Origin of the sequence: Moraxella oblonga NBRC 102422, from assembly GCF_001598275.1 — a bacterium.
Taxonomy (GTDB): domain Bacteria; phylum Pseudomonadota; class Gammaproteobacteria; order Pseudomonadales; family Moraxellaceae; genus Moraxella; species Moraxella oblonga.
Window position 1 is genome coordinate 1 of sequence record NZ_BCYQ01000023.1, and the last position, 20,014, is coordinate 20,014.

Consider the following 20,014-nt stretch of genomic DNA (forward strand, 5'->3'; position numbering starts at 1 on the left):
CTAATGGTGATGACGAATTTTTCAGTTACACTTTAAAAAATCAAGAGAATTTGAATAAATTAGAAAGTGTGCTTTTAATCAATAGTGATAAGCCAATTTTTGATGATATTGTTAACGCTGTCAATCAGTAGGAATTGAGCGATGTTAGCCAATTTTTATACGAAATTGCAAAGCTAAATAATTGCCAAGTGGAAGGTTTTATTATTGGTTTTAATGTGTTATGATTTGTAAGATGTATATCAAGCACCGTGTTGAGTTAAAATTCTTGAATGGTGCATGATGCACACCTGACGCTTACCTTTACTTTGCTTGAAGTAGTCAGCCAATGGCATGATATTCTCTTAAAAATATGTTAAGCTGTTTATTTGGTATAGTGCTAATTTTATGTGTACTTTTTAGATTTTTTTTGTTATAATGACAAAACCTAGCCCCCTTTAGGGGGTATGTCATTTATATGGAGTTTTTTTTATGAAAAAAGTTATCACACTTTCTATGGTTGCCTTGATAACCTTAACAGGTTGTAATGCTGTTAAGGGTTTGGGCAAGGATATTCAAAAAGGTGCAGAAATCATTCACGAAAATGGCAAAAAATCCCAAAGTCAATAAACTTATATGATTGCAAACCCACTCAAATCCGAGTGGGTTTTGTTTTATCTATCAAGCCCCTTGAAAAATCTATGTATTTTAAGTATAATGGAAGTCCATATTTTATTTGGAGCATGTACCATTAAACCGTCAAATCGCCTAAACATCAACGAAGACATTCGTGCCAAAGAAGTCCGCTTGGTTCAAGCAGATGGAGAACAGCTTGGGGTTGTCAGCCTAAAAGAAGCCTTAGAAAAGGCAAGAGAGGCAAACCTTGATTTGGTAGAAATCGTGCCAGATGCCAAACCGCCTGTGGCAAAAATTATGGACTACAAACGCCATTTGTACGAACAAAAGCAAAAGGCAAAAGAAGCCAAAAAAAATCAAAAACAAACCCAAGTCAAAGAAATCAAGCTCCGTCCTGGTACAGAAGAAGCGGATTATCAGGTCAAACTGCGTAAGATTGTGGAGTTTTTGGAAGACAAAGACAAGGTCAAGGTTTCCATTCGTTTTCGTGGGCGTGAGATGAGCCATCAAGAGATTGGTTTGCGTCAGCTTGAACGCATTATTGAGGATACTGCTGAGATTGCCAGTGTGGAACAAGCTCCCAAACTGGAAGGTCGCCAGATTGGTATGCTTCTAGGACCTGCTAAGAAAAAATAATTGTTTCATTCATTGTTTAAATCCCAACCAAAAAGGTTGGGATTTTTTATGGCTAGTGTTCTTGATTTTCTTGTATACCTAACGAACTTCAAAATTGTTATGGTTTTTGTTCGTGGTGAGCTTGTCAAATTATAACGGAAACTCACCCGCAGGCATAGCTTGGGGTGAACGGTTTTGGTGGTTTTTGAAGTTAAATCACTATAGATTCGGTTGGTACAATCTCTTTAATGGTGCGTGGTGTGCACCTTATTTCCAAAGCAGATTTTGTATTAGTTTTTTAGTTCTGTTGGTATGCGACAATTGTAAGGGGAATTGCAATTTATCCCCCTACGAATAATTACTCATTTTGTACCATTTTTAAAACTGTTTTGGTATAAATAAAAATCCGCCCCATACAGAGCGGATTTTTGTTTTGCCAAAAACTCATTAACCCCCAAAGTTATCCAGCAAGATGTTTTCATCTTCCACGCCCAACGATTTGAGCATTTTGATGACCGCATCGTTCATCACCGGTGGTCCACACATATAGAACTCACAGTCCTCTGGGGCTGGGTGGTCTTTTAGGTAGTTTTCGTACAAAACATTGTGAATAAAGCCTGTATAACCCTCCCAATTATCCTCTGGCTGTGGGTCGGAGAGTGCCACATTCCAAGAAAAGTTGGGGAACTCTGCCGCCAGTCCGTCATAGTCCTCCACATAGAACATCTCTCGCTTAGATCTTGCACCATACCAAAAGCTAATCTTACGGTCGGATTTTAGGCGTTTTAATTGGTCAAAAATATGAGACCGCATCGGTGCCATACCTGCACCACCACCAATAAAGACCATTTCGTTTTTGGTGTCTTTGGCAAAAAACTCGCCATAAGGCCCCGACACGGTGATTTTATCCCCTGGTTTTAGGCTAAACACATAAGACGACATCTTACCTGGGGGAATGCCTTCAGGGCCTCTGGGCGGAGGGCTGGCAATACGGATATTAAACTTGATAATGCCCTTTTCTTCTGGATAGTTTGCCATAGAATAGGCACGAATCACAGGCTCGGTAACGGTAGAAGTATAACGCCACAGATTGAAAGTATCCCAATCAGGGTGATACTCTTCGGCAATGTCAAAGTCCTTATAATGCACGGTGTGGGGCGGTGCTTCTAGCTGAACATAGCCCCCTGCACGAAACGGTACAACCTCGCCTTCTGGAATTTTCAGAGTAAGCTCTTTAATAAAGGTTGCCACATTGTCGTTTGAAATGACCTCGCATTCCCATTTTTTAACCTCAAAAAATTCAGGGTCAATCTCAATCGCCATATCCTGCTTGACCGCCACTTGGCACGCAAGTCGCATACCCTCACGAATCTCGCCTTGGGTAAAGTGGCTCTCTTCGGTGGGCAGAATATCGCCACCGCCAGAGATGACCTTACAGCGACATTGACCGCACGAACCACCGCCACCACAGGCAGAAGACAAGAAAATGCCCTCGCCTGCCAAAGTTTGCAAAAGTTTGCCACCTGCCTCAACGCTAATGGTGTTGTCGGGGTTTTCGTTGATGTTAATGTTTACCTTGCCTGTATTAACAAGCCTTGCTCGTGCCAATAAGATAACCACCACAAGGCTCATAATGATGGCGACAAACATGCCCACGCCACCAAATAATAAACCAAATTCCATTATATCCCCCTTATAAACTCATACCACCAAAGGACATAAAGCCTAACGCCATCAGTCCTGCGGTAATAAAGGTAATCGGCATACCACGCAAAGGTGCTGGCACATCAGAATATTTTAGGCGTTCACGAATGCCTGCCATTGCCGTAATCGCCAATGCCCAGCCAAGCCCTGAACTAAACCCATACACGGCAGATTGGGCAAAGTTATAATCTCGCTCCACCATAAACAGCACACCGCCCATAATAGCACAGTTTACCGTAATCAAAGGCAAGAAAATCCCCAAAGCGTTGTACAAAGCTGGCATAAATTTATCCATAAACATCTCTAACACTTGCACCACCGCAGCGATAAGAGCAATGTAGGATAAAAAGCCCAAGAACGACAAATCCACATCAGGATAACCTGCCCACGCCAAAGCACCGTCTTTTAGCAAATACTGATACAACAAATTATTTAAAGGTACAGTAATCGCCATCACAAAGGTTACGGCAATGCCAAGCCCCATTGCGGTGGAGACTTTTTTGGAAACGGCAATAAAGGTACACATTCCAAAAAAGTAGGCAAGTGCCATATTTTGAATAAAGACCGAAGTAATAAACAGATTGACATATTCCATTAGTGTCCTCCTTTGGAGTTTGGCTTAATGGTAAACTCGGCAGGCTCTTGCAGGCTTTTGTCTTTGAGGCGTAGCAAGGCGATGAATAGAGCAATCACAAAGAACGCAGACGGTGGAAGCAAAAGCAGACCGTTTGGCACATACCAACCGCCATCAGACACCTTTTGCAAAATTTGAATGTCAAACAACGACCCATTACCAAACAGTTCGCGAATGACCGCCACCAAAAACAGCATTAAGGAATAGCCCAAACCATTGCCAAAGCCGTCCAAGAAACTGGGGATTGGTGGATTGCTCATTGCAAAGGCTTCGGCACGCCCCATCACAATACAGTTGGTAATAATCAAACCAATAAATACCGACAGCGATTTGGAGACATCATAAACCACCGCCTTTAACACTTGGTCAACGACAATCACAAGGCTTGCAATGATAACCATCTGGGCAATGATACGAATGCTAGATGGAATTTGATTGCGAATGAGTGAGATAAAAAAGCTGGAAAATGCCGTTACCAAAGTCAAAGCAATGCCCATCACAAGGGCGTTTTTGATGCTAATGGTAACCGCCAATGCCGAACAAATCCCCAAAACCTGTACGGCAACAGGGTTATTTTTGACAATGGGGGTGAGTAGAATTTTTTTGTTGTCCGCCATAATCAGCTCTCCTTACCGCCTTTTTTTAGATTGTCCAAAAACGGCTTGTAGGCACGCTCCGACAACCAAAATTGAATCATATTATTAACACCAGCACTTGTCAAAGTCGCCCCTGTAATGCCGTCCACATAATGCTCGGTAGGCTTGGGCGTGCCTGATTTAACCACGCCTGTTACGATTTTGTCGCCCTCATAGGCTTGTTTGCCCACCCAAGTGGCTCGCCATTTTGGCGTTTCAATCAATGCTCCAAGACCGGGGGTTTCTTTGTGCTTATAAAAGGCAATGCCCTCAATGGTATTTAAGTCCGCCTTTAAGGTCAAAAAGCCATAAATCTGCCCCCAAAGTCCATTGCCATTGATGGGTAGCACGACATTTTTAAGTTGCCCTGCCTCATCGTTAATCAAATACACTTTTAACAGTTTGGCAACCGCCCCAATCTGGGCAGGGTCGTCCCCTTTTAGGCTAATGGCGGTGGCAGGGTTTTTGCTGGCTTTTTCTGGGTCGTATGCCCCAACATCACTAATGCCTGCCGATTTTAATTCATCATCGGTCGCAAATTTGCCTGTTTCGGTATTGATAAGTTTAATTTCAACATTTTTAAACAGTTCATTAACCTTGCTAGGATTGTCTTTTGCAGGGTCAAACAAATTGGCTGCCATTAGAATGTTTTTGTTGCGGTCAAGCAAGACATTAGAATCTTGCTTGGGTTTCATACTAATCGCCGCCGCCGACACCAGCACCGAACAAACAAGGCAAAGCACAAGGGCGGTGAGTAAGGTTTTGTTATTGCTTGACATAACGCATTCTCCGTGCTGTTTGGCGTTTGATGTTGGCTTGAATGACAAAATAGTCAAAAAGCGGTGCAAATAGGTTGGCAAATAGGATTGCCAGCATAATGCCTTCTGGGAAAGCTGGATTGACCACACGAATGACCACCGTCATAAAGCCGATGAGCAGTCCATAGCACCAGCGACCAATGTTGGTGTGGGCGGCTGAAACAGGGTCAGTTGCCATAAACACCGCCCCAAACATAAAGCCACCGATGACCAAATGCCAATGGGGAGCAAGGCTCATCATTGGGTTTTCACCGCCAATCATATTAAAGACAAAGGCTGTGGCAAGAAGTCCAATCACCGCCCCAACAATCACACGCCAAGAGGCGATTTTCATATACATTAGCACAAGACCGCCAAGGATAATCGCAAGCGTGGAAACCTCGCCAATAGAGCCTTGCATTTGTCCCAAGAAGGCTTGCCCCCAAGATAGGGTGTTGCCATAAGCGTCCACAAATTTATCCGCCGTTACACCAACGGCTGCTTGACCAAGTGGTGTCGCCCCAGAAAAGCCGTCCACAGCAGTCCATACCGCCGCCCCAGACATAGAAGTTGGATAGGCAAAATAAAGAAAGGCACGACCTGCCAAAGCTGGGTTTAGGAAGTTTTTGCCTGTACCGCCAAACAACTCTTTGGCAACGACAACGCCAAAACTGATACCAAGTGCTACTTGCCAAAGGGGGGTATTGGGCGGTAATGATAGGGCAAATAATACAGAAGTGACAAAAAATCCTTCGTTTACCTCGTGTTTACGCACCACCGCAAACAACATCTCCCACGCAATACCAACAATAAAGGTAACAGCATAAATCGGCAAAAACTGCATTGCCCCATAGACAAAGCACGCCAAAATACTGTTTGGGTCATAGCCGACAAGACCTGTAATGATGGTTCGCCAGCCATCAGGCGTTACGCCTGCGTGTGCCATATAGGTCAAGGCTTGAAAACCGACATTGTACATTCCCCAAAACATCGCAGGAAAAGTACAAAGCCACACGGTAATCATAATGCGTTTTAAGTCCACACCGTCTCTAATGTGGCTGGCTGAATAGGTTTGAGAGCTTGGCTGACGAAAAAAAGTGTCAAACATCTCAAACAAGGCATAGTATTTTTCGTATTTACCGCCTTTGGCAAAGGACGGCTCTAATTTATCAAAAAAATTGTGAATAAATTTCATTGTGCTATCCTTATCCTTCGGCTTCAATGCGAGTTAAATTATCACGCAAAATATCGCCATATTCATATTTGCCCGAACAAACAAAGGTGCAAAGTGCCAAATCCTCTTCGTCCAATTCCAACGCCCCCAAATCCACCGCCGTAACAATGTCTTCGACAATCAAGGCACGCAAAAGCTGGGTTGGCAAATAATCTTGGGGCATTACTTGTTCAAAATTGCCAATTGGCACCATTGCACGGGGCGAACCGTTGGTGCTGGTGGTAAAATTAAACTTTTTACCCTTAAAAAATTGGGAAATATAAATGGGCAAAAACGAGAAGCGATTGCCCCCCAAAGCAAAGAAGTGAAAGGCTGGGCGTTCATAGCCTTCTGGCAAACAAGAGACTTGATTGTGAAAACGCCCCAAATGGGCAATGGTGGGAGCATATTTGCGACCTGATAGCACTGACCCTGAAATGATGCGGTTTGTGCCGTCAATCAGTTCGCCTTTGGTCAAATCCACCAAATTTGCCCCACGAGTGGTTTTAATCAATCTTGGATTTTTGACCGCTCCCCCTGCAAGGCTGATAATACGGTCGGTGTAGAGTTTGCCTGTGGTAAACAGCTTACCAATGGCAATGACATCTTGATACCCAATCGTCCACACCGTTACGCCCCTTGCCAATGGGTGCAAAAAGTGAATGTGTGTCCCTGCATTGCCTGCTGGGTGCTTGCCTGCAAAGGCGTGGTATTCGGTGGTGTTGGTAAGATTACTGGCTTTTTGGGGTGCAGTTTCGCCATGACAAACAAAAGTTTTGGGTGATAGCACAGACAACACCGCCAAACCATCATTAAACGCATCAATGTTTTCATTGATGATGTTGATGGGGTCAGCACATAATGGGTTGGTGTCAGTAGCAGTTACGAAAATCGCAGAAGGTATGCTATCAAGCTCTGGCGTACGGCTAAATGGGCGAGTACGAAACGCTACCCACTCACCTGCATTGTTGAGTCGATTAACAATTTCTTCACGAGACAGTTTGCTAAGGCTGTCTTTGGCGTGTGCCTTAAAGGTGATTTCGTCACCTGCCTGAGCTTCTATCACCAAACTTTCAAACACACGGCGTTCGCCACGATTGATGGCAATGACTTTGCCTGCCGTGGGAGCGGTGTATTTGACACCCAAACGCTTTTTATCTTCAAACAACACCTGTCCTTTGGCGACAGTATCGCCTTCCTTGACGTGCATGGTCGGACGCATACCGATATAATCATAACCGATAAGGGCGACATGAGTAGGTGTGTGTTCGCTGATTTCTTTGGAAGGCTCGCCTGCAATTGGCAAGTCAAGCCCCTTTTTGATGGTAATCATAAGCGGATACTCACTCTAAGTGGAATGACCATGCCAGACTCCTTTTGGTATCTGTCATAGGTTAAAAACCTATAAGAGCTTTAACGCTGACCTTAGACTCCTTAACAACACGTTAATGCTTGCAGTTACAGTGGCGACTGGCTACCTGTTTTGTTAAATGATTAACAATTGCTTTTATGTCAAAATTTAGACATGAAAAATCCTATCCATTATACGCTAATTTGTCATAAATTTGTAGTGTTTTTATTAACTTAACTTGTTATTTTATTGCATTGAACATGATGTTTTGCCTAAGTTGGGTGATTTTTTTCGGGTGTTTTTTGGTGATAAAAATCTTGGGGCTTTTTATAAAAATTTTAAAACTTTTTGGCTATAAATCTGTTACAATCTAGTTTTTAACAAGTTAATTTTAAGGAGTTTTTATGCTGATTATTCCAGCAATTGACCTAAAAGATGGTAAATGCGTTCGCCTAAAACAAGGACGTATGGAAGATGATACCGTGTTTGGTGATGACCCTGTGGCGATGGCAACACAGTGGGTAGAGCAAGGGGCTAGACGATTGCATTTGGTGGATTTAAATGGAGCATTTGATGGTGTGCCTGTCCACAAAGACGTGGTAACAGCGATTGCCAAAGCTCACCCCAATTTGCCCATTCAGTTGGGTGGGGGTGTGCGTAGTTTGACGACCATTGAGCATTATTTGACAGCAGGGCTAAACCACATCATCATCGGCACAAAGGCGTTAGAAAATCCTGAATTTGTTGATGAAGCGTGCAAAGAATTTCCAAATAGTATCATCGTGGGTATTGATGCCAAAGATGGTTTTGTGGCAACACATGGCTGGGCAAATGTAACAGAGACTCGTGCCACCGACCTTGCCAAACGTTTTGCAGATGCAGGCGTGTCCTCTATCGTCTATACTGACATCGCCAAAGATGGCATGATGCAGGGGGTGAATATTAATGAGACGGTGAATTTGGTACGTGCGTGTGGTTTGCCTGTCATCGCATCAGGTGGTGTTACCAACATGGGCGACATTGAGCGGTTGAAGCCGTATCGTGAGTACCTGCTTGGGGCGATTACGGGGCGGGCGATTTATGAAGGAACACTTGATTTGGCGACCGCTCAGGCGTTTTTGGACGGTTAAATCATGAGATAAAACCATACGTTGGTATGGTTTTATTTTTTGTATTTTTTAAACCACAGTTTAGGGTTTTTAACATAAAAAGCCGTTTTTGCCAAAACACCTTTGGTTGGCAAAGTGGTGTGTGTGGTCATGTCATCACTTTGAATTTGGTGGGTGGGTGGTAGGTTGTCTGCTTGGTTTGCCTCCTCATGGCTTGGTATGTCCTTAAATAACTCTGCCAAACTCAAATCAAGCTCGCTTTGGGCATGACTTTCAGCAAGTGCCAGTTTTTGGGAAAGTTTGTCAAGCCAAACATCATCATGCCTGTGCTGATACTGTTTGATTTGGGCTTGGGTGGGTAGGGGGTAGGGCAGTTTTTGGTAAAGTTGCCACACACTCACACTCTCCAAATCCATGCGTAACACATAGTCCCCATCGGTGGTGCGAGTGATGAGTTTATGCTCCATGAGTTTGTCAAGGTATGAATGCCAATGAGTTTTGTCTCTTTGGTCAAGCAGGTTGCGGATTTCGTTTTCGCTGACGCTTTGCCCTTGCCCATGACGACAATACGCCAAGTGTATCATTTGCAATAAGTTGAGTAAGGGTGGGCGTTTGGGTGCGTCTGTTTTGTCAAAAATGGTGAGTGTGTAGCTGATTTCTACACCAAGCAAAATCACATTCCACGACAAATACAACCACATCAAAAACACAGGAATGATGGCAAAAGCCCCATAAATGGCTTCATAACTGGTAAAGTTGCTCATCACCACACCGAAGATTTTTTTGAGTAGTTCAAACAAAATCGCCGTTACCACCCCTGCAATGGTAGCGTTTTTTAGGGGTACATGTGTTTTTGGAATGAACCAATACATACCAATAAATCCTGCTGTCATTACCAACAGTGAAATAATCTGTGTCCACACCGCCCAATCAATGCCATACCCCATAAAGCGTTGGTTTAAAAATGACAACCCACGAATGGCACTGCTTGCACCAAATGCCACCCCAAGTATGGCAGGCGTAAGTGTTATCATCGTCCAGTAGCGAATGAGGCTTGATAGTCCGCCTGAACGCTCAGAAACTCGCCAGATTTGGTTGAAGGCATTTTCAATGGTGAGCAGGGTCATGATGGTGGTTACAAAGACACCTATGATTCCAAACAGCCCCAAATTGCTGGATTTTTGAGCAAAACTGTCAAGGTAATTTTGGACATTTTGGCTTGATGAGGGCAACAGGTTTTTGTAAATCATCTCTTGCACGTGCTCTCGCATTTCTGCCAGTGCAGGCACGACAGAAAATAATACCAATATCACTGTGATGATAGGCACAAGTGATAGCAATGTGGTATAAGTGAGGCTAGATGCTTTTTGGGTGCAGTCATCACCCCAATAATGACGTGCCAAAAAACACAAATACAAAAACCAAGCACTTTTGGCAAAAGGTAATTTGTTAATGAATTTTTGCATAAACATGATGTTGTGATATTTTTGGGTAGTTTAACAAAAATGTAAGCCAATGTGCCAATAAATTTACATAAGTTTTGTGATGAAGTGGGATTTTTTGGTTATAATGAGAAAAATTTTCAACGTCAATGCTCATGAAAACCACTCAATCTGGCAAACCTATCGCCCCCATTCATCATACCCTCCAAAGATGCTGGCTACTTTGGCTTATTCATAGGCTCATCATCTATCCTGTCGTGGTGAGTGTGGTGGGTGGGGGCGTGTGGTGGCTTGGTATGGTGTGGCAAGGATTTGCCATGTTGCCTGCTCTGCTTTTTACCAAAGCCATTTGGCAAGGCAACTCTCCCTACGCTCTGCTGTGGGCAAGTATGGTGATGCTTATGTATCTGGGGGCAGTGGGGGTATTTTTGCTCATGCGGTTTTATGAGCAGGCTCACCTTGCCATCACAGGTATGTTGGCGGTGGAGTTTTTGGTGGTGCTGGGCATTAATGTGCTGTTGTTTGTTCTATTGAAACGCCTGCCACCCATGCACAAACGGGGGACATGATGAAAAATTGGCTCATTATATTAGTATTATCGGTGTGTATGTCTGCTACCGCCCACACACACGACCATAATACGGACGGTATGGCACAAAGCGTGCATTCGCCTTATTTGATTTATCGGGCGGGCAATCCTAGTTTTCGCCCCAATGCCGAGAGTGTGGGGGTGCTTGCCCCTAGCGTCAGTACGGGTACACGCTTTAATGAACGCTACCTAAATCGCCAAATCGCCGAATGGTCACTACGCCAAATCCATGAAAATCTCACGCTCATTGATGATGCGTGGGTGAACGAATATTTTTGGCAAATGACCGCCAACATGAATGCTAACGCTCGCAACGAAGGGTTGTTTGCCTTACCCATCATTGATGATAATGACATCAATGCTTTTGCCGTGCCGGGCGGATTGATTGGATTAAACACAGGTACGGTACTATCTGCGTTGGCATTGGACGAAGTGGCAAGCGTATTGGCACACGAGATTGCTCATATTTCTCAGCGTCATTATGAGCACCGCCAAGATGAAAAGGGCAAAATGCTTGCCCTGCAATTGGGTGGGTTGTTGACGGCGATTATTGCCAGTTCGGTGAGTGGCGATTTGGCGACTACTGCCCTTATCGGTTCACAAACGGCAATGGCGGAGAGTATGGCAACCCATAGCCGAGAGCATGAAAAAGAAGCTGACCGTGTGGGTATGATGATACTTACCAAGTCAGGCTACGATGCTCGTGCGATGCCAAGATTTTTTGAGCGGTTGCAAAAGCAATCTTCACTTTATCACACCAAAGATGCGTTTATCCCCAGTTTTATCAAATCACACCCTTTGACTGCCGAGCGTCTGTCGGAGGCGACCAGTCGGGCTAGGACGTATCCTGTGGTAAGTATGGTTGCCCAAGAAAAGCAGGCTAGGGAATTTGATGTCTTGACATGGCGGTTAAAATATCTCACCAAAAAAGTAGATTTGACCACTTTGTCAGCGTCCGCCACAGACAGTGTGGGGGCAAGGCTTGCTTTGGTGAGTTTGCTGGCTGATACAGGACAGCATGACAAAGCAATGGCGTTGTTTGAGCGTGGGGGTTTTGACAAATCCGATCCACTTGTGTGTATCACGCACGCTCACGCCTTAACCAAGCAGGGCAACCACATACAGGCAGTAGCGGTGCTAACATCGTGTCAAGCGGTATATCCCGAGAGACGGGATTTAAGATTGCATTTGGCAAAGGCATTGATTGATGTGGGACAGGGCGATAAGGCGGTGGTAATTTTAAAGCCACTCACCGAGCGGACAAGCCATGACGTACAAGCGTGGCAATTGACTCAGCGAGCCTACGAAAAAAGCACTCTAAACCCAACCTTAGCGAGTATCTACGCCCTACACGCCAGATCACAAGCGGAGTTATGGCATGGCAAATATCAAGGAGCATTACAATCCAATGCCCAAGCCATAAAACTTGCCAAAGACAACCCAAGTTTTAACGTGTTATCCATGCTTGAAAATAGCAAGCAGGTGATTATCACGGCTAGGGATTATAAGCCTTAGGCGATAAAAAGATGTTTTATAAAAAAATGACTTGAATTGTTATTCAAGTCATTTTTTGGTTAAAATCACATTTTTAATTTATCCCCTACCAATCCTTTGACTGTATTTAGGATATCGGCAGGCATGACCACTGTTTTGGCATTGTCAGATTGGGCAAGCTCTTGCATGGCTTTGATGTATTGTTCGCCCAAAAGATAAATGACTGGCGTTTCTTTTCCGTCCATTGCCTGTGAGATGAGACGAATGGACTCTTCTGAACCACGAGCCAGCACCACTTGGGCTTCGGCATCACGGCGAGAGGCTTCAAGTCGTCCGTCTGCCTCCAAAATCGCTGACTGTTTTTGACCGTCTGCTCGTGTTACCATAGCACGGCGTTGACGTTCGGCAGCGGCTTGTTCTTCCATTGCCATTTGCATGGTGTGAGAGGGTTTGATGTCTTGGATTTCTACTGTTTTAAGTGTGATGCCCCAATCTGAAATATCATCAGAAATGGCGTGTTTGAGTTGGGTTTTGATTTGGTCTCGGCTAGATAGAGCGGAGTCAAAATCCATTTCACCCACGATAGAACGCAAAGAAGTCTGCACAAGGTTTCTAATACCATGCTCATAATCCTCAATGCCATAGACGGCATCTTCTGGACGTACTACGTTGATGTAGGCGACTGCATTGGCGATGATGACGACGTTATCACGAGTGATGACTTCTTGGCTTGGGATGTCAAGTACGATGTCTTTGGTGGTAACTTTATAAGCTACAGCATCAATATAAGGAATGATGATGCTTAGTCCGGGTTCTAGGGTGTTGTGATATTTGCCCAAACGTTGCACAATCCATTTTTCGCCCTGCGGTACAATACGTACACCCTTAAAGACGGTAAAAACGATAAAAAACACCAAAACAATGACAAAAATACCCATAAAATCTCCTATGCTTTAATGACTAACAGTTCGTTGCCAATGATGTCTACGATTTTGACCCTATCGCCAACATTGATGTGCTCTTGGGAACGACATGCCCATTCGCTTGCACCTGCTTTGGGTGTGGCAAAACGCACCATGCCTACGTCCAATTCGCTGGGTGATTTGATAATCATGCCTGTTTCACCAATAATGGCACTTGCACCAAGCCCTGCTTTGGTCTGGTTTTTAAAATTAGGTTGGATAAATTTAAACCAAGTAATGATAAAAATTACTGATAAAATCAACCACAGCACCACCATGCCCAAAAAGGATATGGGTAAGATAAAACCAACCAAAGCGGTCAAAACCGCACCCACACCAAACCATAGTAGAAAAAAGGTTGGTACAAACATCTCGGCAATGGTGAGCATGAGTCCAAACACCAACCAATGCCATGGTTCTACGGTCATGATTGCCCCTTTTATAAGAAAGTTAAACAATTTTATTGAAGTTTATGATAAATTGGGGGTAAATGCAAGGAGTTTTTGGGGTTTTATTAAGATAAAAATGGGTCAATTATCATTTTTTAAGAAAAAACAAAATCCACCGTCATGATTGCTAAAAGACCAATTGCCATTCAATCTTTCAACGATACGCTTGGCATAGTGTTCGTAAATGCGGTCTTTTCGTTCGGTGCTTGAAGTGAAACTAAAATGTTTAATGGTATCAACGTCTTTTTGATAGGGTGATTGATTGACATAATTCACAATCGTGTTGATAATCCGTTCAATGGTTTGAAAAGGTTGTTTGTTATAATTAACATCGTCTGTTGTTTCATCATCAACATAAAATAATGCCGATTTGCCATATTTTGTTTTTAAGATGTTAAATTCAGGAATCAACGTAAAATAAAATCGTTTGCCTGTATAATAGACTTGATAATATCCGCAATTGGGAATGCTAAATTTATCAATGATGATTTCTTGGGTCATAACACCTCAACATAAAAGATAAAATTTTAAGCAAGAAACAAACCCACCAATAGAATTGGTGTATTTTAGGACAAAAAGAAAAAGGTTGAATGAGAAACCAAAAGAGTAGGGGGGATTTATACTAAAATTATAGCCGATTTTTATAAAAATATCAAGCAAATCAAGCATTTTTACTCATCTTACCTAGTTACAAAAATTTACAAAATTGCCTTGACAAATGTGATTTTATCTTTTATCATCTAAAAGTATTCTAAATACAGTTCTCATTTTTCCAATCATTTTTTTATCACTATTCATCACTCATGATGAATATGTATCATTTATTTTATCTCATTTATCATTAAATTCGACATCATGCCATTGATGTTGTTGTCATTCATTGTTTTTTTTATTCAATCCAAAACTTGCTTAATTCATCAACCATTATTTAGGAAGTTTTCCATGAATAAATCTATCCATTCGTCTGTCCAAAATGATACTCATGTTTCATTTAAAGCAAACATTGACAAATTCATCCATAAATTTCAAACACACGATGCGGTCATTATCACCGCATTACGAGATGATTTTTATAAATACAAACAACCGATTTTAAAAAATAATCAAGCATTGTATTCGGCATTATTTGCACTGGGTTATCCCATGATTGAACTTGCGAGTTCTTATATTAAGGATTATCAAAAAGTATTAAATTTAAATGATAATTTCTTTATGGGGTCTTATTTGGTGATAAATCGTTTTGATAAACCTGATTTTGTGGATAATTTGGCAAAATTAGCAAATCATTATGGACAACCCCATATTTTTGTCATTCAAGGGGGTAAAACGCCCAAAGGGCATTTACTCATCACCAAAGAAAAAGGCAAATTAACCTTTGGGCAAATCGTGAATTTTCCCGAAGGTTATGAATTGATTGGTAATCCTGAGTTTTTTAAACCTTATCTCAATAGAGATTTTTATTTTACAGGGGTAATGAATGATAGCAAAATCACCAATAGCAACATGGAAGGTATCTATCAGCCAGCCAATTGGTTGGGTCGGTGGGCAGTTTCATCAATGGGTAAATGCGTGTTAAAAGAAGTGGGGATTTTATCTTTTTAATTGATTGATAAAAATCTAATGTTTTATTTTATAGTTTCATCATAAAAGGTAAATACAATGAGCGTGATTAACGAATTAAACCAATTATTGCATTTTGATAAAAAATTAAGCAAAAAGATTGAAAAACTGTTTCAAACAAATTTTACTTATCAAGAATATAAGGAGATTGAAAGTCATGTTCAATATCAAAGTAAATATCTGCAACCAAAATACGATTATGAGGATTTTGAAAAAGAGCGAGACATGATTTCTTGCATTTTGTATTCCACCATTGGACAAGAAAGCATGGATTGGGTCAAAGAATGGTTGGACATTCCCTATAAGGTATTTACAGGAGTAGAACCCAATTCTTATGAATATGAGCAAATTAAATTATTTGTGGCAAATTATTATGAACTTATGAAAGAAATGGGGCGATTAAAAATGTTTGTTGATGAGGAATATCATTTAAATAAATGGCGAGAAAAACACCAAGATAAAAAAGAGGAAATCCAAGAGAAATTGGCATTTTATCAAGGGGTGGTGGCAGATTACCAAGAAGTGTTAAATAAGTTAAAATAAACATCAATATTAAAATAAGGGCAAAATCATCCTTTGCCCTTATTGCTATGATTGGGTTAAATACAGCTTAATTTTATCAATCAACGCATTGACTTGCTCTTTGGTGGTGTCAAAACTCATCATCAAACGCACTTCGCCAGTCTCGCCATTCCAATCATAAAAATGAAAATCTTCATGCAATCGTGCGACCACGTGGGGCGGTAAAATGGCAAATACGGCGTTGCTTTGTACTTTTTGGGTGATGATGATGTTTGGTAAGTCTTTGATTTGATTGTATAAATATTGTGCCATGTCGTTGGCGTGTGTGGCTAATTTTTGCCACAATTCATCGTTTAGCCATGCCACAAATTGAGCAGAGATAAAGCGATGTTTGCTTGATAATTGAAGGTGGTTTTTACGCAAAAAAGGCATGATGTTGTCAAATGCAGGATTTAGCACTACAAGGCATTCTCCCATCATCATGCCGTTTTTTGTACCACCAAGTGAAAGTATGTCCACACCTGTTTTTGCGATGTCAGCAAAGGTACAACCCAAATAAGCACAAGCATTAGCAAGTCTTGCTCCATCAACATAAACTGACAATCCAAATGATTTGGCAGTTTTGACAATGTCGTCAATCTCTTGGAGCGTGTAACATGTGCCAAGCTCGGTTGCTTGGCTGATATAGACGGTGGTTGGCTGTGGAGCGTGGGGGTCGCCGATTCTGTGGCAAATGTTGGCGATGTCGCTTGGGCTAAGTTTGCCGTCTGGTGTTTTAACCGTCAAAAGTCTAAGCCCTGCCACATAAGCAGGGGCATTGCTTTCATCGTTGTGAATGTGGGCGTTCGTGGTGCAAATCACCGCCCCATGTCTTGGGGTCAATGCCGATAGAGCAATGATGTTCGCTCCTGTGCCATTAAAGACAGGGTAGGCGGTGGCAGTGTTGCCAAAATTTGTCTTAATTAGGGCATTTAGCCTATGACTGTACACATCATCGCCATAGGCTGTTTCATGACCGCCATTGGCATTAATAATCGCCTCCATAATGATGGGGTGTATGCCTGAGTAGTTGTCAGAGGCAAAAGCGAAATTTTGGCGGTTGTGTAATGTGGTCATGCAGTCAGTGCCTTTTTGACAAGTCCTGATAAAAGGGCGGGGTCAGCTTGCCCTGCGGTGGCTTCTTTGACGACACTCATGACCGCTCCCATGTCTTTCATGCTAGTAGCACCCAGTTTGGTAATGGTGTCTTTGATGATGTTGGTTAGTTGTGCTTCATCAAGCTGTTCTGGCAAAAAGACGCTGATAACTTCCATTTCAAACTGTTCTTTTTGTGCCAAATCATCACGACCATTGGCGGTGTAGATGTCATGAGATTCTTGGCGTTGCTTGATTTGTTTTTGTAGTATTGCCAACACCTCTTTGTCGCTAAGTTCTTTTTGACCATCAATCTCTACTTGTTTAATGACGGCTTGGACATTACGCAAAACTTTCACTCTTTCCATGTCTTTGGCTTTCATGGCGGTTTTGGTGGCTTCGGTCAGGGTTGTTTTTAGAGTCATGGATTATCTCCTGTATGAAATTGGTTTATTTTATCAAAATTGTGATAAAATTGCGATAAAATTCAATCATTTTTTATTAAAATGATGAATATAGATATAATGATGTATTGAAAAAAACAGTGATGTGATATTATCAAAAAGTACTAGATATGTTAGTTTGATGTGTTGTATGTGTTAATTTATTGGAGTTTTTTTTATGAATCATTCTATAAAAATTTATGAAAAACATTTATGTAAAGTTCGTACCATTACTGCTTTTATTTGTTTGTCAAATGATAAAAGTGATTGGGAAACTATCCTAAATACCGCCAAATTAAACTGTCAAAAAGTCGCCAACAATCTTATAGATAACGGATATATTGTACAATCTCTTCGTTTGGTTACTAATCCATTTGGTGAATACATCAATACAGATAATATAGATTCTGCCAAACAAGATTTGGCGTATTTGACTAATATTTTAAATAAACTTAATAAGGATAATCCTTTACGTCTTAGATTTGCCATTGGTGAAGCCAAAACTGCCAAAGAAATTGAGCTATTGCCAGAGCTGATTAGAGATTATGGTGATTTGTGTAATGCATGTGTCAATATTGATGTTGATGAGTATGGTTTTTTAGATAATGACAAAATTATCAACAGTGTTCACGTCATCAATCGCATTGCTAATATCACACCAAATGGACAAGGCAATTTTAATTTTACCGTTAATTTTAATTGCAATTCTTTTATTCCTTATTTTCCTGCCAGTTATCACCGTAATGAACTGGGTAATGTTTTGGTGGTAGGTCTTGAAACACCTGATTTGTTGGTTACTGCCCTAAATGATATTCGACATCAAAAATCACAATTAAGCCACGCCAAATTTATGCAATTGGGCTACGAAGTCATGCACCAAGCTCTAAGCCAACATATTTTACCAATCAATAACATTGTGAATAATACCACATTAACAGACAATTATCGTTTTATCGGCATAGATACTTCTGCCGCCCCCTCAAAAAATTGCTCATCAATGACGCAGCTTTATGAATTATTGGGTGTGCCATTTTTTGGTGCATCTGGTACGGTTGAGGTTTCTGCATTATTAACCAAAGTTTTTAAAAGCATTGCTGTTACACAAGTAGGATTTAGTGGTTTGATGCTTGCCGTTACCGAAGATGTGGGGTTGGCGATAGGTACACAAAGGGGTGATTTTGATATTCATGGGCTTTTGACATTTAGTAGTGTATGTGGCATTGGACTTGATACTGTGCCTATTGAGGGCGATACATCACCAGATAAAATTGTTCGTATCATGCGTGATACAGGCACGATGGCATATCGCCTAAATAAGCCTTTAACAGTGCGTTTATTTCCTGTACCTAATCTTGTCAAAGGGCAAATCACCACATTTGAAAGTGATGATTTGTGCAATTGTGCGGTTATGGAATTACCTTAATATTGATACATCAAACGAAACTAAATATGGGTTTAGGGGTAAATATTATTTGCCCCTTACCTATCTTAGAAGCAGTATATCTACATTAATGACAAATCAATAAGTAGTCAATGTGGATTCTCCATGTACTTTTTGATGTTTATCAATACGGTAGATTTTATTGGGTTCATCTTTTTTGGTAACGTCAACCAGTCCATTTTCAAAGCCACCCCAAACATCACTATAAATCAATGGTAATACCAATTTTCCTTGTGTATCTATAAATCCATACAAACCATCTTTTTTCACCATAAATAAACCTTCATCGTTTATGTTTGTGATAAGGCTGTATTTGGCATTTTCAGCGACAATGATGTTACCTTTATTGTTGGCAAGTAAATAAGCATCTTGACTTTCAATGGTAAGATAGCCCTTATAAGAGGAGGTGATTCTTCTATATTTTTCATTGGGTTTGATGATAAAATCACCCTTAGTATTTATCACACCATAGCCCACATCATTGCGTACTACCGCCACGCCATCGCTAAAATTGTTGGCTTCATAAAATTGATGAGGTATGATTAATTGAGCTTTGTTATTCATAAAACCGATTAAACCATCTTTTTCATTAATGGCAAGTCCGTCATGAAAAGATTGACTGCCACCTGTACGAGTATCTAATTTGCCATTGCGATAATCATAGGATTTGATGATTTTGTCTGCATCAGAGGCATTGCCCAATAATATTCTTTCTGTACCTTCTTGTGTAATAAAACCACATCTGTCTTTAATGCAAATGCGTGCCAAACCATCATAAAAATCATCCATGTGAGTATAAGTTTTTTTACTGATAATGCGACCATTATTATCAATCATGTGCCATTGATAATAATTTGGGTCATCTTTTTTCTTATTATTAGTGTTTTTAAATGCTTTATATCTATCCATGCCAATATCTTTTAATTCATCATAAAAATCACTGACAAATTGTCCTTTTTCATCAATCAAGCGGTATTTATAATAACTGCCAAAACTGATACCAACAACTGCTCTGTTGTTATTAAATGGTTCGGCAAAATCAAACTGATACTCTATGAGTGTTTTGTATTTTGGGTCAATATAGCCATATTTACCTTCTTTTTTGGCAACAGCCATACCATGATGAAATTCACCAACCTCTATATGACTGTATTTTTCAAATTTGTACCATTGATAAGAGTACCAACAAGCAAATGTCAACAATGCAAATAAAAATAAAATACGTATGCTTCTAAACATAAAATCCCT

The 20,014-nt window shown here is 41.2% G+C and carries 21 protein-coding genes; 8 read left to right on the top strand and 13 right to left on the bottom strand.

The annotated features are described in order from the left end of the window. Nucleotides 1-468: 468 nt before the first annotated feature. Together MOB01S_RS07580 and infC are read left to right on the top strand one after the other, a co-directional pair. Complete coding sequence (locus tag MOB01S_RS07580) at nt 469-606, top strand: entericidin (RefSeq protein ID WP_066803357.1); 138 nt, start codon at nt 469-471, stop codon at nt 604-606. 87 nt (nt 607-693) lie between these two features. Beyond that, nucleotides 694-1,248 carry a translation initiation factor IF-3 gene (gene infC, locus MOB01S_RS07585; RefSeq protein WP_066803475.1) on the top strand — a complete coding sequence of 185 codons (555 nt, stop codon included), beginning with the start codon at nt 694-696 and terminating at the stop codon, nt 1,246-1,248. Between the two features lie 426 nt (nt 1,249-1,674). Here infC and nqrF read toward each other — a convergent pair whose 3' ends face one another. The 6 genes from nqrF to MOB01S_RS07615 are packed head-to-tail and all read right to left on the bottom strand — an operon-like array spanning nt 1,675 to nt 7,543. After that, a complete protein-coding gene (nqrF, locus tag MOB01S_RS07590; protein WP_066803360.1) occupies nt 1,675-2,910 on the bottom strand; it encodes an NADH:ubiquinone reductase (Na(+)-transporting) subunit F in 1,236 nt (411 codons plus the stop codon). A 10-nt stretch (nt 2,911-2,920) separates the two neighbouring features. After that, a complete protein-coding gene (gene nqrE / locus MOB01S_RS07595) occupies nt 2,921-3,526 on the bottom strand; it encodes an NADH:ubiquinone reductase (Na(+)-transporting) subunit E (RefSeq protein WP_066803363.1) in 606 nt (201 codons plus the stop codon). After that, nucleotides 3,526-4,182 (bottom strand): NADH:ubiquinone reductase (Na(+)-transporting) subunit D, encoded by a 657-nt coding sequence (locus MOB01S_RS07600; RefSeq protein ID WP_066803366.1) that lies wholly within the window; start codon nt 4,180-4,182, stop codon nt 3,526-3,528. Before MOB01S_RS07600 ends, nqrE begins: the two co-directional genes overlap by 1 nt. Nucleotides 4,183-4,184: 2 nt before the next feature. Then, nucleotides 4,185-4,979, bottom strand: coding sequence for a Na(+)-translocating NADH-quinone reductase subunit C (locus tag MOB01S_RS07605; RefSeq protein ID WP_066803369.1), 795 nt, complete (start codon nt 4,977-4,979; stop codon nt 4,185-4,187). Further along, nucleotides 4,966-6,192: an NADH:ubiquinone reductase (Na(+)-transporting) subunit B gene (locus MOB01S_RS07610; protein ID WP_066803372.1), complete on the bottom strand. Its 1,227-nt coding sequence runs from the start codon at nt 6,190-6,192 to the stop codon at nt 4,966-4,968. Before MOB01S_RS07610 ends, MOB01S_RS07605 begins: the two co-directional genes overlap by 14 nt. Before the next feature lie 10 nt (nt 6,193-6,202). Then, the gene (locus MOB01S_RS07615; protein ID WP_066803375.1) at nt 6,203-7,543 is read right to left on the bottom strand and encodes a Na(+)-translocating NADH-quinone reductase subunit A; all 1,341 of its coding nucleotides are present in this window, start codon (nt 7,541-7,543) and stop codon (nt 6,203-6,205) included. A 422-nt stretch (nt 7,544-7,965) separates the two neighbouring features. Here MOB01S_RS07615 and hisA point away from each other — a divergent pair, with 422 nt between their 5' ends. After that, entirely contained in the window at nt 7,966-8,691 is a 726-nt protein-coding gene (gene hisA, locus MOB01S_RS07620) for a 1-(5-phosphoribosyl)-5-[(5-phosphoribosylamino)methylideneamino]imidazole-4-carboxamide isomerase (RefSeq protein ID WP_066803378.1), read from the top strand. Nucleotides 8,692-8,723: 32 nt separating this feature from the next. Here hisA and MOB01S_RS07625 read toward each other — a convergent pair whose 3' ends face one another. After that, entirely contained in the window at nt 8,724-10,136 is a 1,413-nt protein-coding gene (locus tag MOB01S_RS07625) for a YihY family inner membrane protein (RefSeq protein ID WP_169798131.1), read from the bottom strand. A 131-nt stretch (nt 10,137-10,267) separates the two neighbouring features. Here MOB01S_RS07625 and MOB01S_RS07630 point away from each other — a divergent pair, with 131 nt between their 5' ends. Both MOB01S_RS07630 and MOB01S_RS07635 read left to right on the top strand, forming a co-directional pair. Next, the gene (locus MOB01S_RS07630; RefSeq protein WP_066803384.1) at nt 10,268-10,681 is read left to right on the top strand and encodes a hypothetical protein; all 414 of its coding nucleotides are present in this window, start codon (nt 10,268-10,270) and stop codon (nt 10,679-10,681) included. After that, nucleotides 10,681-12,216: a M48 family metalloprotease gene (locus tag MOB01S_RS07635; protein WP_066803387.1), complete on the top strand. Its 1,536-nt coding sequence runs from the start codon at nt 10,681-10,683 to the stop codon at nt 12,214-12,216. The genes MOB01S_RS07630 and MOB01S_RS07635 overlap by 1 nt, the downstream gene beginning before the upstream one ends. 65 nt (nt 12,217-12,281) lie before the next feature. Here MOB01S_RS07635 and MOB01S_RS07640 read toward each other — a convergent pair whose 3' ends face one another. The 3 genes from MOB01S_RS07640 to MOB01S_RS07650 form a co-directional block, all read right to left on the bottom strand. Further along, nucleotides 12,282-13,133, bottom strand: coding sequence for an SPFH domain-containing protein (locus MOB01S_RS07640; RefSeq protein ID WP_066803390.1), 852 nt, complete (start codon nt 13,131-13,133; stop codon nt 12,282-12,284). An 8-nt stretch (nt 13,134-13,141) separates the two neighbouring features. Next, on the bottom strand, nt 13,142-13,585 hold the full coding sequence (locus MOB01S_RS07645) for an NfeD family protein (protein WP_066803393.1): 444 nt from the start codon (nt 13,583-13,585) through the stop codon (nt 13,142-13,144). 102 nt (nt 13,586-13,687) lie between these two features. Continuing rightward, on the bottom strand, nt 13,688-14,107 hold the full coding sequence (locus MOB01S_RS07650; RefSeq protein ID WP_066803396.1) for a syntaxin family protein: 420 nt from the start codon (nt 14,105-14,107) through the stop codon (nt 13,688-13,690). Nucleotides 14,108-14,548: 441 nt separating this feature from the next. Here MOB01S_RS07650 and MOB01S_RS07655 point away from each other — a divergent pair, with 441 nt between their 5' ends. Together MOB01S_RS07655 and MOB01S_RS07660 are read left to right on the top strand one after the other, a co-directional pair. Next, a complete protein-coding gene (locus MOB01S_RS07655) occupies nt 14,549-15,208 on the top strand; it encodes a hypothetical protein (protein WP_066803400.1) in 660 nt (219 codons plus the stop codon). 57 nt (nt 15,209-15,265) lie between these two features. Then, nucleotides 15,266-15,769, top strand: a complete 504-nt coding sequence (locus tag MOB01S_RS07660) for a hypothetical protein (RefSeq protein WP_066803404.1) — start codon at nt 15,266-15,268, stop codon at nt 15,767-15,769. A 45-nt stretch (nt 15,770-15,814) separates the two neighbouring features. On the opposite strand, the gene MOB01S_RS07665 is transcribed toward MOB01S_RS07660, so the two are convergent. Further along, nucleotides 15,815-16,864 (bottom strand): threonine aldolase family protein, encoded by a 1,050-nt coding sequence (locus MOB01S_RS07665; RefSeq protein WP_066803411.1) that lies wholly within the window; start codon nt 16,862-16,864, stop codon nt 15,815-15,817. Next, nucleotides 16,861-17,307 (bottom strand): GatB/YqeY domain-containing protein, encoded by a 447-nt coding sequence (locus MOB01S_RS07670; protein WP_066803414.1) that lies wholly within the window; start codon nt 17,305-17,307, stop codon nt 16,861-16,863. Before MOB01S_RS07670 ends, MOB01S_RS07665 begins: the two co-directional genes overlap by 4 nt. 196 nt (nt 17,308-17,503) lie before the next feature. Between MOB01S_RS07670 and MOB01S_RS07675 the strand changes: the two genes are divergently transcribed. After that, on the top strand, nt 17,504-18,748 hold the full coding sequence (locus MOB01S_RS07675) for a DUF711 family protein (protein WP_066803417.1): 1,245 nt from the start codon (nt 17,504-17,506) through the stop codon (nt 18,746-18,748). A gap of 96 nt (nt 18,749-18,844) precedes the next feature. Here MOB01S_RS07675 and MOB01S_RS07680 read toward each other — a convergent pair whose 3' ends face one another. Continuing rightward, on the bottom strand, nt 18,845-20,005 hold the full coding sequence (locus MOB01S_RS07680) for a WG repeat-containing protein (RefSeq protein ID WP_066803421.1): 1,161 nt from the start codon (nt 20,003-20,005) through the stop codon (nt 18,845-18,847). Nucleotides 20,006-20,014: the final 9 nt, after the last annotated feature.

Bases quoted from the DNA above. Each gene is read 5' to 3' on its own strand.
- MOB01S_RS07580 (WP_066803357.1), top strand. From the start codon at position 469: ATGAAAAAAGTTATCACACTTTCTATGGTTGCCTTGATAACCTTAACA.
- infC (WP_066803475.1), top strand. From the start codon at position 694: ATGGAAGTCCATATTTTATTTGGAGCATGTACCATTAAACCGTCAAAT.
- nqrF (WP_066803360.1), bottom strand. From the start codon at position 2,910: ATGGAATTTGGTTTATTATTTGGTGGCGTGGGCATGTTTGTCGCCATC.
- nqrE (WP_066803363.1), bottom strand. From the start codon at position 3,526: ATGGAATATGTCAATCTGTTTATTACTTCGGTCTTTATTCAAAATATG.
- MOB01S_RS07600 (WP_066803366.1), bottom strand. From the start codon at position 4,182: ATGGCGGACAACAAAAAAATTCTACTCACCCCCATTGTCAAAAATAAC.
- MOB01S_RS07605 (WP_066803369.1), bottom strand. From the start codon at position 4,979: ATGTCAAGCAATAACAAAACCTTACTCACCGCCCTTGTGCTTTGCCTT.
- MOB01S_RS07610 (WP_066803372.1), bottom strand. From the start codon at position 6,192: ATGAAATTTATTCACAATTTTTTTGATAAATTAGAGCCGTCCTTTGCC.
- MOB01S_RS07615 (WP_066803375.1), bottom strand. From the start codon at position 7,543: ATGATTACCATCAAAAAGGGGCTTGACTTGCCAATTGCAGGCGAGCCT.
- hisA (WP_066803378.1), top strand. From the start codon at position 7,966: ATGCTGATTATTCCAGCAATTGACCTAAAAGATGGTAAATGCGTTCGC.
- MOB01S_RS07625 (WP_169798131.1), bottom strand. From the start codon at position 10,136: ATGCAAAAATTCATTAACAAATTACCTTTTGCCAAAAGTGCTTGGTTT.
- MOB01S_RS07630 (WP_066803384.1), top strand. From the start codon at position 10,268: ATGAAAACCACTCAATCTGGCAAACCTATCGCCCCCATTCATCATACC.
- MOB01S_RS07635 (WP_066803387.1), top strand. From the start codon at position 10,681: ATGAAAAATTGGCTCATTATATTAGTATTATCGGTGTGTATGTCTGCT.
- MOB01S_RS07640 (WP_066803390.1), bottom strand. From the start codon at position 13,133: ATGGGTATTTTTGTCATTGTTTTGGTGTTTTTTATCGTTTTTACCGTC.
- MOB01S_RS07645 (WP_066803393.1), bottom strand. From the start codon at position 13,585: ATGACCGTAGAACCATGGCATTGGTTGGTGTTTGGACTCATGCTCACC.
- MOB01S_RS07650 (WP_066803396.1), bottom strand. From the start codon at position 14,107: ATGACCCAAGAAATCATCATTGATAAATTTAGCATTCCCAATTGCGGA.
- MOB01S_RS07655 (WP_066803400.1), top strand. From the start codon at position 14,549: ATGAATAAATCTATCCATTCGTCTGTCCAAAATGATACTCATGTTTCA.
- MOB01S_RS07660 (WP_066803404.1), top strand. From the start codon at position 15,266: ATGAGCGTGATTAACGAATTAAACCAATTATTGCATTTTGATAAAAAA.
- MOB01S_RS07665 (WP_066803411.1), bottom strand. From the start codon at position 16,864: ATGACCACATTACACAACCGCCAAAATTTCGCTTTTGCCTCTGACAAC.
- MOB01S_RS07670 (WP_066803414.1), bottom strand. From the start codon at position 17,307: ATGACTCTAAAAACAACCCTGACCGAAGCCACCAAAACCGCCATGAAA.
- MOB01S_RS07675 (WP_066803417.1), top strand. From the start codon at position 17,504: ATGAATCATTCTATAAAAATTTATGAAAAACATTTATGTAAAGTTCGT.
- MOB01S_RS07680 (WP_066803421.1), bottom strand. From the start codon at position 20,005: ATGTTTAGAAGCATACGTATTTTATTTTTATTTGCATTGTTGACATTT.